The organism is Acidovorax sp. NN32, from assembly GCF_057597245.1.
This window is the reverse complement of sequence record NZ_CP199679.1, coordinates 3,319,717-3,333,307: the sequence shown is the minus strand read 5'-3', so window position 1 is coordinate 3,333,307 and position 13,591 is coordinate 3,319,717. Positions and strand designations below refer to the sequence as shown.

9 protein-coding genes are annotated in these 13,591 nt (G+C 61.4%); all 9 read left to right on the top strand.

What is annotated here, in order from left to right:
- The first annotated feature begins 299 nt into the window (after nucleotides 1-299).
- A complete protein-coding gene (nirB, locus tag ACT89O_RS15420; RefSeq protein WP_487260507.1) occupies nucleotides 300-2,843 on the top strand; it encodes a nitrite reductase large subunit NirB in 2,544 nt (847 codons plus the stop codon).
- 12 nt (nucleotides 2,844-2,855) lie between these two features.
- Nucleotides 2,856-3,221, top strand: a complete 366-nt coding sequence (gene nirD / locus ACT89O_RS15415; protein WP_228897937.1) for a nitrite reductase small subunit NirD — start codon at nucleotides 2,856-2,858, stop codon at nucleotides 3,219-3,221.
- A gap of 59 nt (nucleotides 3,222-3,280) precedes the next feature.
- Nucleotides 3,281-4,588 (top strand): nitrate- and nitrite sensing domain-containing protein, encoded by a 1,308-nt coding sequence (locus ACT89O_RS15410; protein ID WP_487260506.1) that lies wholly within the window; start codon nucleotides 3,281-3,283, stop codon nucleotides 4,586-4,588.
- Nucleotides 4,589-4,969: 381 nt separating this feature from the next.
- Nucleotides 4,970-6,301 (top strand): tyrosine-type recombinase/integrase, encoded by a 1,332-nt coding sequence (locus ACT89O_RS15405; protein ID WP_487260505.1) that lies wholly within the window; start codon nucleotides 4,970-4,972, stop codon nucleotides 6,299-6,301.
- A gap of 262 nt (nucleotides 6,302-6,563) precedes the next feature.
- A complete protein-coding gene (locus tag ACT89O_RS15400) occupies nucleotides 6,564-7,502 on the top strand; it encodes a hypothetical protein (protein ID WP_487260504.1) in 939 nt (312 codons plus the stop codon).
- A gap of 397 nt (nucleotides 7,503-7,899) precedes the next feature.
- Nucleotides 7,900-8,289 (top strand): helix-turn-helix domain-containing protein, encoded by a 390-nt coding sequence (locus ACT89O_RS15395; RefSeq protein WP_487260503.1) that lies wholly within the window; start codon nucleotides 7,900-7,902, stop codon nucleotides 8,287-8,289.
- 4 nt (nucleotides 8,290-8,293) lie between these two features.
- Nucleotides 8,294-9,409, top strand: a complete 1,116-nt coding sequence (locus ACT89O_RS15390; protein WP_487260502.1) for a hypothetical protein — start codon at nucleotides 8,294-8,296, stop codon at nucleotides 9,407-9,409.
- Nucleotides 9,410-9,543: 134 nt separating this feature from the next.
- Nucleotides 9,544-10,290, top strand: a complete 747-nt coding sequence (locus ACT89O_RS15385) for a hypothetical protein (protein WP_487260501.1) — start codon at nucleotides 9,544-9,546, stop codon at nucleotides 10,288-10,290.
- A gap of 367 nt (nucleotides 10,291-10,657) precedes the next feature.
- A complete protein-coding gene (locus ACT89O_RS15380) occupies nucleotides 10,658-13,591 on the top strand; it encodes a DEAD/DEAH box helicase (protein ID WP_487260500.1) in 2,934 nt (977 codons plus the stop codon).

Genomic DNA, 13,591 nt, shown 5'->3' with positions numbered 1-13,591 from the left:
AGAGAACGATCCGGTCAGCCCTACCTGGTCCGCCCACAGGGGCTTGGCATGGCCTCGGATGGTGCGGCATGAATATTGCGATCCCCTTCCGTGTCTGCTGGTGAAGCTGCCTGCGGACTGATCGATACCCTCCGCTAATGATGGCGGAACACCCGAGTGAGTTGCGGCTTTTTTTGCAGTCGCCCGCTTGGTAGTTCCAACCCACGCCCGTGGTTCCGCGGAGGGTGTGCTGTGCCGCTGGCATGGCACATCCTGCACCCCTCGAAACGGTTCCCCGGGTTCTTGCAGGATGAGCAAGCATGAAAATCGTTCTCATTGGCCACGGCATGGTCGGCCACAAGTTCCTCGAAAGTCTGGCCGAAACCGGCATGACTGGTGTCGAGGTCACCGTGCTGTGCGAGGAGCCGCGCCCTGCCTACGACCGGGTGCATCTTTCGGCCTTCTTCAGTGGCACCTCGGCCGATGAACTTTCGCTGGTCGAACCCGGCTTCTTCGAGCGCACCGGCTTCACGTTGCGCCTGGCCGCGCGCGCTGCATCGGTGGACCGTCGCATCCGCACCGTGACCACGGCGGATGGCGAAGTGCTCACCTACGACAAGCTGGTGTTGGCCACCGGCTCCAATCCCTTCGTGCCCCAGGTGCCCGGACGCGACCGCGATCACTGCTTTGTCTACCGCACCATCGAAGACCTGGAGGCCATGCAGGCCTCGGGTGCCAAATCGAAGACCGGCGTGGTCGTGGGCGGGGGGCTGCTGGGCCTGGAATGCGCCAAGGCGCTGCGCGACATGGGCCTCGAAACCCATGTGGTCGAGTTCGCTCCCAGGCTCATGGCTGTTCAGGTGGATGAGGGCGGTGGCCGCGTGCTGCGCGCCAAGATCGAAGAACTGGGCGTGCAGGTGCACACCGGCCGCAATACGCAGGAGATCACCGATGGCGCCCGCGCACGCCATCGCATGGTGTTTGCTGACGGCATCTGGCTGGAGACCGACATGATCGTGTTCTCCGCTGGCATCCGCCCACGTGACGAGCTGGCGCGCCAAAGCCTTCTGGCCATTGGCCCGCGCGGCGGTGTGGCCATCGACAGCGCCTGCCGTACCAGCGACCACGATGTCTACGCCATCGGCGAATGCGCCTCGTGGAACGAGCAGACCTTCGGCTTGGTCGCGCCCGGCTACGACATGGCGCGTGTGGCCGCCCGCCACATCGCGGGTGAGACCGACGCGGCTTTCGTCGGTGCGGACATGAGCACCAAGCTCAAGCTCATGGGCGTGGACGTAGCCAGCATTGGCGACGCGCATGGGAAAACGCCGCACAGCCGCACCTGCCAGTACGTGGACGAGCGTCGCCAGGTCTACAAAAAGATCGTCATCAGCGAGGATGGCAAGCAGCTGCTGGGCGCCGTGCTGATCGGCGATGCCTCCGAATACGGCACGTTGCTGCAGATGGCTCTGAACGGCATCACGCTCCCCGATGACCCCGAGTTCCTGATTTTTCCGTCCAGCGAAGGCAAGGCCAAGCCCGGACTGGGTGTAGAGGCGTTGCCTGATACGGCACAGATCTGCTCGTGCAATAACGTCACCAAGGGTGGCATCTGCGAGGCCGTGGGCAATGGGGCGTGCACCATTGCCGAGATGAAGGCCTGCACCAAGGCTGGTGCCACCTGCGGCGGCTGCGTGCCCCTGGTCACCCAGGTCATGAAGGCGGAAATGGCGCGCCGTGGCATGGCCGTGAACAACCACATCTGCGAGCACTTCGCTTACTCGCGCCAGGAGATCTACCACCTGGTGCGTGTGGGCCAGATCAAGAGCTTCGAGGCCCTGCTGGCAAAGCATGGCAAAGGCATGGGCTGCGATATCTGCAAGCCCGTGGCGGCCAGTGTGTTCGCCTCGTGCTGGAACGAATTTGTGCTCAAGAAGGAGCTGGCCGGCCTGCAGGACAGCAACGACTACTTCCTGGGCAATATCCAGAAGGACGGCACCTACTCGGTGGTGCCACGCATGCCCGGTGGCGAAGTCACACCCGACGGCCTGATCGCCGTGGGCCAGGTGGCCAAGAAATATGGGCTGTACACCAAGGTCACGGGCGGTGCGCGCGTGGACATGTTTGGTGCGCGGGTGGAGCAGTTGCCGTTGATTTGGGAAGAGCTGATCGCCGCCGGTTTTGAATCCGGCCACGCCTACGGCAAGTCGCTGCGCACCGTGAAGAGCTGTGTGGGCTCCACGTGGTGCCGCTACGGAGTGCAGGACAGCGTGGGCTTGGCCGTGGAACTGGAGAACCGTTACAAGGGCCTGCGTGCCCCGCACAAGATCAAGTTCGGCGTGTCGGGCTGCACGCGCGAATGCGCCGAGGCGCAGGGCAAGGACATTGGCGTCATTGCCACTGAAAAGGGCTGGAATCTCTACATCTGTGGCAACGGCGGCATGAAGCCGCGCCATGCCGAACTGTTTGCATCGGACCTGACGAAGGAAGACCTGGTGCGCATGATCGACCGGGTGCTGATGTTCTATGTGCGCACGGCAGACCGGCTGCAGCGCACCAGCACCTGGCGCGAAAACCTCGAAGGGGGCCTCGACTACCTCAAGGACGTGCTGCAAAAAGACAGCCTGGGCCTGTGCGCCGAGCTTGAATCGCAGATGCAGCACGTGGTGAACACCTACCAGTGCGAGTGGAAGGCGGCCGTGACCGACCCCGAGACGCGCAAGCGCTTCCGCTCGTTCGTGAACAGCGACCAGGCCGATGAGAACGTGCTCTTCGTCGAAGAGCGCGGCCAGATCCGCCCGGCGCGCGCCGATGAGCGTGGCCCTGTGTCGGCCAGAGTGATCCCCATCCGCCAGGCGGCCTGAAAGGAATAGACCATGAGTGCACTCCCCATGAACAGCACCGATTCCCTCGACTGGACCGACATCTGTGCGGTGGATGACATCCTCCCCAACACCGGCGTCTGCGCCTTGGTCGCCGATCTCCACGTGGCGGTTTTTCGCACTGGCAGCGACCAGTTCTTCGCCATTGACAACGTGGATCCCAAGTCGGGCGCCAGCGTGCTGTCGCGCGGGCTGATCGGCAGCCTGAGCGGCCGCGTGGTGGTGGCTTCACCGCTGTACAAGAACCACTTTGACCTGCAGACGGGCGAATGCCTGGAAATGCCGGAGCATTCGGTTCGCACCTACAGCGTACGTGCCGTACGTGGTCGTGTCAGCGTGGCCGGCGCGCCGGCAGCCTGAGACAATCGCATCCACGTCGCGGCACTCCGGCTGCGCCCTAAACAACCCAGGAAACCTGCATGCCCGACCTCGCGGCGCCCTTGTCCGTATCGAACCTTGTCCTGCGTTCCAAGCAACTGGAGATTGATGCTGTGCGCCATCTGGCCAGTCGGGCTGAACTGGTGGATGTGATCGGGCAACTGATCCAGGGCCTGCAGCGCGAGCGGGGCGCTTCAGGGGCCTTCCTGGCCTCCAAGGCACAGCGTTTTGCCGACATGCGCCTGCGGGTGGTCGAAGAGGTGGGCCCCTTGGAGGCCCGGCTGCGTGAAGTGTTTGCTCAGCACATCGAGCCTGCACAGGGCGCCACTGCCAAGGCGCTGTCGCTGATGGCATGGGCGCTGCTCGGGATGGAGTCGTTGCCAGCGCTGCGCACCCAGATCGAACGCCAGGCAATGAGTGCCAACGATTCTGTCGCCGCATACAGCCACCTCATTGCAGGGCTGATCGAGTTGGTCTTCCATGTAGCCGATGCGGCGGGTTTGCCCAGCGTGTCTCGCCTGCTGGTGGCGTTGCTGCACCTCGTGCAAGCGGAGGAGGAGGCGGGCCAGGAGCGGGCTTTGGGAGCCTTGCTGTATGCCTCCGGCCGCAGCAACGAAGCGCACCAGCAGCGTGTGATTCACCTCATCGATGCGCAGGAGCGTAGCCTGCGTGTCTTCGCCGAGTTCGCCGAGCCAGAACTGCGCGTGCGATGGGAGCAACAACAGCTATCTCCCGGTGTGGCCAAGTTGGAGCGCTTGCGCCGAACGCTGTGTGTGGCTCGGCCAGACGCTGCGCTGGACGGCGATCTCAGTGACATCTGGTTCGATGTTTGTTCCGAGCGCATCAATGCGCTGTGGCACCTCCAGGTCGATTTGGTCAAACGCTTGCGGGCGGACTGCGAGGCGCGCATCCTCGAAGCTCAGCAAGACCTTCAGGACTCCAAAGGCCTGCTGCGCGGACTGCGCGACAACCCGCCGCAGCGTACGCATGCCGTGGATCGGTTTTTTGACATGGCACTGGCGCCCACTGTAGTGCCAGCACCTCCGGGTGGCGCCCAAGCGGGGGAACCCGCATCTCTCATGGAGCTGCTGCAGACCCAGACGGCCCGTATGGCCAGCATGGAAGCGGAGCTGGATGCTGCGCGCCGCACGCTCAACGAGCGCAAGGTCATAGAGCGCGCAAAAGGAGTGTTGATGGCCCGACTTGGCATGAACGAGGAGGTCGCCTTCAGGGTGTTGCAAAAAACCTCGATGGACCAGAACCGCCGCCTGCTGGAGGTGGCTGAGGCCACGTTGTCGCTGCCGGACCTCGCATTCGCGCAACAGGGGCAGAGGGATCCCAAGCCCTGACCTTGGCTGGGCGCAGGATGATTGCGAGCCCTGCCTGGTCTTGTCGGTGGCGTTGCTGACCGGTGTCACAACGTTTACGCCACGATGTAGTGCGACAAGGATTTGCGCAGCAAGCGCAGGCAAAAAGCCCCTGACTCTTGCGAATCAGGGGCTTTCGTTTGGTGCCGGAGAGATGAATCGAACACCCGACCTTCTCATTACGAATGAGTAGGTGTCACTGTTTTGGTATGTTGATGACTGTAGGTATAATCAACAAAATCAATAGCTTATCGCATTTTTGGTTGCTGGCACTGTTGATTTATACACGGCTCTATTTCATAAATTGTCTTACATCCGCCCTTACATCTTGGCCGATGTAAGGCTGAGACAGCAGGGGGTGACATGGCTAAGATTGCATTCACGGCAGGAAGGGTGCGCGGGTTCAGGTGCCTGCCTGACAAGAAACAGTCGTTCCTGTGGGATTCGACAGTTCCAGGGTTGGGGCTACGAGCTACACCGGCTGGCAAGCCCGCCTACATCTTTCAGGGGGTGTATCAAGGCAAGGATGTGCGAGTGACTATCGGAGGGCCTGACGCTTGGAGCATTCCACTGGCTCAGGCAAAAGCACGTGAATTGCAGCGCTTGATTGATGAAGGCATCGACCCGCGCACGCTCAAGCGTGCCGCCCTTGCGGCCGCAAAAGCACAAGAACAAGAACGGGTTGTGCAGGCCGTGGAGGCAGTACGCAAAACGCTAACCGTCGGCGAACTGTGGCCGCTGTACTTGCAGACCGGCCGGCCCAAGCGTAAGGACGCTTGGAAGCCGCGTTATCTCAACGACTTACGGGTTATGGCATCGGCGGGCGGTGAGAGGAAGAAGCGGGGCGCGGGGTTGACCCGCCCGGGTCCGTTGTTCCCATTGCTGGCAATGCCATTGGTGAGTATTGACGAGGACACGCTGAAGGTTTGGTTTGACAAAGAAGCTCTTGCAGGCAGGCATCAAGCGACACGCGCACTCATGATGTTCCGGGGCTTCCTGCGATGGTGTAGTGCTCGGCCGGAATATCGAGAGCTAGCCGACAGGGAGGCGGGCAGGGCGCCGGCCATACTGGAGAGCTTGCCTCCGAACGCGCGACGTTTAGACAAACTAATGCCCGAGCAGATTTCAGGCTGGTGGTCTGCTGTAGAACGGCTGCAGAACCATGTGCATTCCGCCTATTTGCGGGCGCTCGTGCTGACTGGTGCTCGCCGAGAAGAACTCGCCGCTCTTCGCTGGCGCGACATTGATTGGCGTTGGTGCACCATCACCATCGCTGACAAGGTGGAACACGCCAGGACTATTCCCCTCGCCCCTTACATGGCCCAAATGCTGGCTAGCTTGGCGCGCTCTGGCGAATACGTATTCCACGGTACCGGTAAGGCAGGTCATATTCAGGACGCTCGTGGAAGCATGGCAAAGGTGCTTGCGGAATGCGGAGTGGCGCACCTGACATTCCATGGCCTGCGGCGCACGTTTACACAAGTCGCGCGGCGAATCGTTCCAGCTGGCGTACCTGCTCAGATATCGGGGCACAAACCCAGTGCGGTTGCAGAGGGCTACGCTATCTTAGCTCTGGATGAACTGCGGCCCTACATGAGCATTATTGAGGCCGAGTTTTTGAGGTTAGCCGGAGTGAATTATGTGCCCCAGCTTGAGCACGTCAAGTTGAAAATGGTTGCGGGTCAACCGCATTGAGCACAGAGAATGGCGTTATTCTGTCAACGGAGCTCCACACCGAGGTCGTCGGTTTTAGTCGCTTGTCGAAATAGATTGCGAAAACGATTGTCGTCGCTGCGCAGCGGTACATGTGCCGCGCTTACGGCGGCGTAGTCCGGGAATTCGCCTCAAGCTCTCCTGCCCGTTTAGCCCGATCTGCCCCGCGCAATGAACGGCGAAGCCAAACCTCACAGCGGTATCCGGGCAGTTTTTCTGACAAGAATGCACCCGAGAGGATGTAATGCAGGAACTGACGACGTATGACGCAGCCGTCGCGAAGGCGCTGCTTGAGCTGGCCTTTCCTGAGTGGGAATCGGTACCTTACATAGTTCGTCACGACGGGGTTTACCAATCCGAAACATACCGAGCGGTGTGCCCGCCGGGTGAGCTCTTTGATTGGACTCCTGTCTATGACATGAATTGGCCAGGGGCGCCCAACCCGATGACTGCCCCGATGTTGCCTATCCCCTTTACGGCGGCGGAGCTTGCGGCCTTCATGCTAGATGGCGCAGGCGCAATGATTCCTGAGGCGCTTGAGTGCTCGATAGGTGGCCGGGTCGAAGATTCTCCGAGATTGCCAACTAGTCCGCGCCTGCGCGATGTGCGCTCAGCCGTGCGAAGCGCCTACTTCCTAACTGCCCAGGCTATGGAGCGTGTTGGTTTCTTTGACCATGACAAAAAGATTCAGGTCCATGCATTGCTGGAACGGTACGAGGAGGCCAACGGTCAGGCCAACGCCAGTGAAGGTGTGTTCGCCGGAGGAATCTCTCAGAACGAGGCAGGAGCAAGACGTGCCCGTGCGGCCGCTTCAGTTGCTGGCGTGAAAACGCAGGCAGAGGATGCAAAGCGTGAGCTTGATTCCAAATGGCGCGGTTGGCGCACCGCAATGGTGAGCGCGTTATTGGGCCCTGACGCAGGTCCTGCGAAAACCCAAGCCGCTGACAGCTCAAACATGCACTCAGTGGGACAGGGCACGCGCGCTGCACTAACTGTTGAACAAAAAGCAGAATTGGCGAAGCTTTACAAGTACGGGAAGGGGACATCAGTGTCGAGCTTGGCGAAGCAGTTCAGTGTTTCCCGCCGCACAGTTGACCAAGCGCTCTTCGACGCGGGTTTGAAGAAAGTTACGCCGCGCAAGGAGCGCAGTGTTAGCAAGGAGACTGCTCGGAAACCCGCATGAATTAAGGCTTCTAGCAAATTGCGCGGGGGCGCATATTGACTGCGCCCCGGGGCGCAGCCCGCAAATCAGGTCATCGCAACTAACCCCAATGGGTACCAACGATGGCCGCAAAAGTCTCACACTATCCGCCGCTGGAAAGCGTCACCCGCCCTACTGTCCCGACGCCTCAGGCGGCGTACTACCTAAATCGCGCACAACAGACCCTGCGGATCTGGGCGATGAATGAGTATCCCATTCGCCCCATACGCATTCATGGTCGTCTGGGCTGGAAGACTGCTGACATCCGCGCAATGCTGGGAGTTGCGCCGTGAGCACGCGTTTGTCCCACGGAACCGCAAAGCTGGGCGCTGCAACGCCGGCGGCACACAACACTGCTATCAGTGGATATCCAAAAAAATTGGCGAGTGCCTGCGCCGAGGTGCTGGCCCGTTTGCTCGTTGGCGAGGTGCTGACTGCTGAGGACACGCTGGTCTGCAGCTCTACGATGCGCGCCGCTGCCCATGCCCACTACCTCGCAACCGCTTACGGCTGGCCCATCGTTTCTGAACCGCGCGTCGTGGCATGCGCAGATGGCCGTTTGGTAACGGTGGCCGCGTACCACCTGCCTCAGTTCGCTATCGCCCAAGCAGCTGCTGCGGGTGCCGCCGCCTGGTGCAAGAAGGTGCGCGAAGCCCGTTCCGCTCTGCGCATTAAGGCAGTTGCGGCGCGCCGCTGCGCAACGACCCTCAACAAGAGCCGCCGCGTGCAGAAATTCTTTCACCCCGGCCAATCGGACCTGTTTGAGTAGCCCCGTGCTAAAACCGATTTTTGAGGCAATGCCTGGCGAGCTGCGGGCTCTACCGCGGTGGGTCACGCACCAAGCCAAGTGCCCGTACGACCCGGCTGCAATACGTCGCAAGGCGTCCGTAGCCGACCCGGCAAGCTGGGGCAGCTTCCAGCAGGCGGAGGCCGCTTACATCGAGGGCGGGCGCGACGGTGTGGGTTTTGTCCTCGACGGCGACGGCGTGGTGGGCATTGACCTTGACCACGTTGTCACCGACGGCCGCCCCGACGCCGCCGCTCTAGTTTTGCTGAACCGCATTGGCTGTCAGTACATCGAAATAAGTCCTAGCGGCACTGGTCTCCATGGATGGGGCTACGGCCCCAACATTGGCGGCCGGCGCGGCAAGCTGGATGGGCTGCATGTGGAGCTCTACAGTGCGCGACGCTATCTGACCTGTACTGGCCACGTCCTGCAGATTGGCCCGCTGGTGCAAATGCCTGGCTTTGCTGCTGTTGCGGATGCGCTGCGCAATGTAGGGTCAAGCCTTACCCCACAGAAGACAACTGAGGTGCTACTGAAGCCAACTGACGGTCATCTTCTGTTGTCTTCTGTGGGGTGCCACGCCACAACCCCACAGCGTGAAGGCCAGCGCAACCGTTGCCTGTTCGAGCTAGCGCGGCGTGCTAAGGCACGATGGCCAGACGCCACGCGGGAGGAACGCCGAAGCCTGGTGCGGCAGTGGCACGCAGCCCACTACGCGGTCATTGGAACAAAGGCTCTGACGGTCTCTCTGGACGACTTTGAGCGTTCTTGGAACGCAGTACGTCATGCACCCGGAGAAGCATTGGCTTCCGCCATGGCAGGTGTGGACTTGCATGCGCCCCTGCCTACTCATGTCCGCGATATGGGTTATGGGCCGCACGATGCGATGCTGTGGCACATCTGCAGTGCACTTCAAGCCCATGCAGGCGAAGCACCGTTTTTCGTGAGTGCGCGCATCGCTGCAACTTTGATGGGGCATTCCGACCACTCAACCGCCGCCGCGATGTTGCGCGCCTTTGTTGCCGATGGAGTGCTGCAGCTGGTCTCTAAAGGGTCAGGTCGCTATGCAAGTCGATACCGAATGGTCTCACCCTATGAATAGGAGCATGCGGGTTCTCGGCCTCATCCACCGCCGAGCCACCGCGCAAATCGCATACACGCTCATGCAGACACTGGCAGTCAAAGGTCCGGCACTGCGCAAAGAACTCCCTTAGACATACGGACCCGCCGCGCGTATTGCTGCGCGACTTCGTTCATCACCTCATCAATGACATGGAGCTGAAAATGATCTCTGACGACCCAGTAGAAATTGAACGCACAGCGCAAACCTTGGGTTTGCATCTGGACGGCGCGAAAACGCCTCAACGCCTGTATGCGGAGGCCGCACTCGATGGCGTAACTGTCAATGCCATGACCGCGCAACAGTTCGCCTTGCATCAGCTGCCGCAGTTGGACATGACAGAGGCGGTTCTCGTCCTGAAGAAGCGTACCAAGGCTGTCCATGACGGCGATTTGCAGCAGGCTGAGAGCATGTTGCTGGGACAGGCGGTCGCTTTAGAAAGCATTTTTACGGAGTTGGCGCGCAGGGCAAACGGCCATATCGGAGGCAATCTAGAGACCGTCGAGCGTTACCTGCGACTCGCGCTTAAGGCTCAGGGGCAGTGCCGGGCCACCTTGGAAACCCTCATCCAGGCTAAGAACCCGCCAATGGTGATCGCTAAGCAAGCCAATTTTGCCCAGGGTCCCCAGCAGGTAAACAATTCTTCTGCCTCTGAGGGTGAACCATACGTAGCTCCCCGCGCGCGGGCGCGCAAGAAAATTCCAAGCGTGACAAACGAACTATTAGCTGGAGCAGGCCATGGCAGCGAGACACTGGACACCCGAGCAGCGCGAGCGACAACGCGAAGCCATCCAACGATGGAAGCCGTGGATTCAGTCAACCGGACCGGCCAGCGTAGAGGGCAAAAAAAGGGCCGCGCGTAATGCAGCGAACGAGCGTTCGGTGTCTGCGGTGCGCAAGGAACTCCGGACATTGCGGCAGGTGCTGCGCGAGAGCGAAATCGCTTAGCTAGGCCTTCGGGCATTCCCGCTTGCCAGGAAGCGCTATCGATAGGGCATTGCCGCGCTTCACTGGGCGCCAGCGAAGTCAAGCCGCTCAAAACCTTAAAAAACCTGATATTTCGCCCGTCGCAAGAGCCCGCCATTCATTCCTCGGAAAGTGCGAAGTATTCTGTTAAAACACAGCGTAGCGGAGGAGTAAGCAAACGTTTTTTTGCGGGTCTGGACCTTTGAGAAAGCGAGTCTTCCGTGTGCCTGGGTCGCCGCCCACTCATCGAGACAAGACACCTTCATGCTTCCCTTTGCCCCAGGCTCCCGAGCAGTAATCCGTGACGAAGAATGGCTCATTCGCCGCATAGATCCTTCCGCTGATGGCGGCTGGCTCCTTACCTGTGATGGAGTTTCGGACCTTGTTCGGGGGCAGTCCGCGCTTTTTCTGACCGAGCTGGAAGACACCATCGAGGTGCTTGACCCTGCCAAGACGGAGCTGGTGCCCGACACCAGCCCCACCTACAACGCCACCGTGTTGTACCTGGAGAGCCTGCGCCGGCGCAGCGTAGCCAACGACGACAAGATTCACCTCGGCCATCGGGGCGTGATGAACCTGGTGCCCTACCAGCTCGACCCGGCCCTGCAGGCGCTCAAGCAACCCCGCTCCCGCATCCTGATTGCCGACTCGGTAGGTCTGGGCAAAACGCTCGAAGCCGGCATCCTGGCCACCGAGCTGATACAGCGCGGCCGCGGCAAGCGCATCTTGGTCGTCACCCAGAAGGCCATGCTCACCCAGTTCCAGAAAGAGTGGTGGAGCCGCTTTTCCATCCCGCTGGTGCGACTGGATTCGGTGGGGCTCGCGCGGGTGCGCAACCGCATTCCGGCCAATCACAACCCGTTCAACTATTTCGACCGCAGCATCATCTCCATCGACACGCTCAAGAGCAATCTGGAGTACCGCAACTACCTCGAAAACGCTTGGTGGGACATCATCGTCATCGACGAGTGTCACAACGTGGCCGCCAGGGCAGGGGAGTCGGGCCTGTCACGCCGCGCACGGCTGGCGCGGCTGCTGTCCAACCGGTCCGACACGCTCATGCTGCTCTCGGCCACGCCCCACGATGGCTCGGCGCGCAGCTTTGCCTCGTTGATGAGCCTGCTGGACCCCACGGCCATTGCCGACCCCGACCACTACACGCCCGAGGACTTCCGCAGCAAGGGCTTGGTCATCCGCCGCTTCAAGAAAGACATCAAAGACCAGGTGCAGGCCGACTTCCAGGAGCGTCAGACCATCTGCCTGCGCCAGCCCGCCAGCGCCCAGGAAGAAGCCGCCTACCGTGCATTGCTGGACGTGGCCTTCACCCAAGGTGGCCAGCACAAGGCTGGGCGCCAGCAAGAGCTGCAGCGCATCAGCCTGCAGAAAGGCCTGTTCTCCAGCCCGGCCGCAGCGCTTGAATCCACGCTCAAGCGCATGGAGCTGCTATCCAACAAGCCCAGCCCCACGCAAGAGGAACACACCGAAGTGCGTGGCCTGGAAGAACTGGCCCACAGCCTGCGTGCGTTGACCACAGACGCCTCCGCCACCAGCTTCAGCAAATACCAGCGCCTGCTGGCCCACCTGCGCTCGCCCGAATTCGCCTGGAAAACCAACGACGCCGCAGACCGCTTGGTCATCTTCTCGGAGCGCATTGAAACCCTGCGCTGGCTGCAACAGCAGCTGGCCGCCGACTTGAAGATGAAGCCCAACCAGCTGGCCGTGCTGCATGGCCAGATGGCCGATACCGAACAGCAAGAGCTGGTGGACCGCTTTGGCCGCCTGGACGACCCCATCCGCGTGCTGCTTTGCTCCGACGTGGCCAGCGAAGGCCTGAACCTGCACTACTTCTGCCACCGCCTGGTGCACTTCGACTTGCCTTGGTCGCTCATGGTCTTCCAGCAGCGCAATGGCCGGGTGGACCGCTACGGCCAAAAGCACCAGCCGCAAATCGTTTACCTCTTCACCGAGGCCACCACCGACAAAATCAAGGGCGACCTGCGCATCCTCGAAATCCTGGCCGCCAAAGACGAGCAAGCCGCTCTCAACCTGGGTGACCCTTCGGCCTTCCTCAACGTTTTTGACCCCGACAAAGAGGTGGAGAAAGTCGCGGATTTCATGGCGCAGGGCATGAGCCCCGAGCAGGTCGAAACCAAGCTGGATACCGCCGCCACGGAAGAAGACGACAACGAGGGCGACTACCTGCTCAGCCTGTTCGGTGGCGACGAAGCCCCGGCGCCCGTCAGCAGCACCAGCCAGATTGACGAGCCCACGTCCCTGTTCGACAGCGACTATCAGTACACCAAGACCGCGCTCACCCAGCTCAACCAGGGCGACACCCTGTGCCAGTGGACGGCGCACGACGCCGAGCAAATCATTGCCCTGACCGCGCCGCGCGACCTGCAAGAGCGCCTCAAGCAACTGCCGCGCGAGGTGCAGGCCGACAACGACCTGTACTCACTGTGCGCCAGCCCCGAGCGCATGGCCGCCGCCATCGAAACCGCCCGCCAGGCCCGCGCGGACGAAGACACCTGGCCGCAGCTGCACTACCTCTGGCCCCAGCACCCCATCATGGATTGGATTGGTGACCGCGTGCTCACCCACTTTGGCCGCCATCGCGCGCCCCTGCTGCAAAGCGGCAAGCTGCAGTCGCAAGAGCAAGCCTTCATCCTCATGAGCATGGTGCCCAACCGCAAAGGCCAACCGCTGCTGGTGGAGTGGCAGGTGGCGCACCGCATCGGCAACGGCCCTTTCGCACTGGAATCGTTCGACGCCTTTGCCACCCGCGCAGGGCTGCGTGCCAACGGCCTGCCGAACCGGGGCCACACCGAAGGGCTGGACGCCACCTGCGCCGCCATGCAGCAAGCCTTGCCCATGGCGGTTGAAACAATGCACGCCCACATGCTCGCCAAGCAAGCCGCCTTCGCCAGCCAGTTGAGCGAACGCCTGCAAGGCACCCTGGCCGAACTGGAGCGCCTACAAGGCCGCCAGGTGCAGCAGCTCACGCTTGAACTCGAAAAGCAGCTAGAGACCGTCAAGCGCGGCCGCTTCGAGCAGCGCAGCCAGCAAATCAACCGCGTGTTTGACGACTACCGTCAGTGGGTGCAAGACACCCTCACCACCGAACCCCAGCCCTGGATACAAGTGCTCGCCGCCGTGTGCCACCCCCAAGCTGCCCTTGCCGCCACCGCCGGAGCCTGA

What these genes read in the sequence shown, in the direction of transcription:
- nirB (WP_487260507.1), top strand. Translation starts at nt 300, where the DNA reads ATGAAAATCGTTCTCATTGGCCACGGCATGGTCGGCCACAAGTTCCTC.
- nirD (WP_228897937.1), top strand. Translation starts at nt 2,856, where the DNA reads ATGAGTGCACTCCCCATGAACAGCACCGATTCCCTCGACTGGACCGAC.
- ACT89O_RS15410 (WP_487260506.1), top strand. Translation starts at nt 3,281, where the DNA reads ATGCCCGACCTCGCGGCGCCCTTGTCCGTATCGAACCTTGTCCTGCGT.
- ACT89O_RS15405 (WP_487260505.1), top strand. Translation starts at nt 4,970, where the DNA reads ATGGCTAAGATTGCATTCACGGCAGGAAGGGTGCGCGGGTTCAGGTGC.
- ACT89O_RS15400 (WP_487260504.1), top strand. Translation starts at nt 6,564, where the DNA reads ATGCAGGAACTGACGACGTATGACGCAGCCGTCGCGAAGGCGCTGCTT.
- ACT89O_RS15380 (WP_487260500.1), top strand. Translation starts at nt 10,658, where the DNA reads ATGCTTCCCTTTGCCCCAGGCTCCCGAGCAGTAATCCGTGACGAAGAA.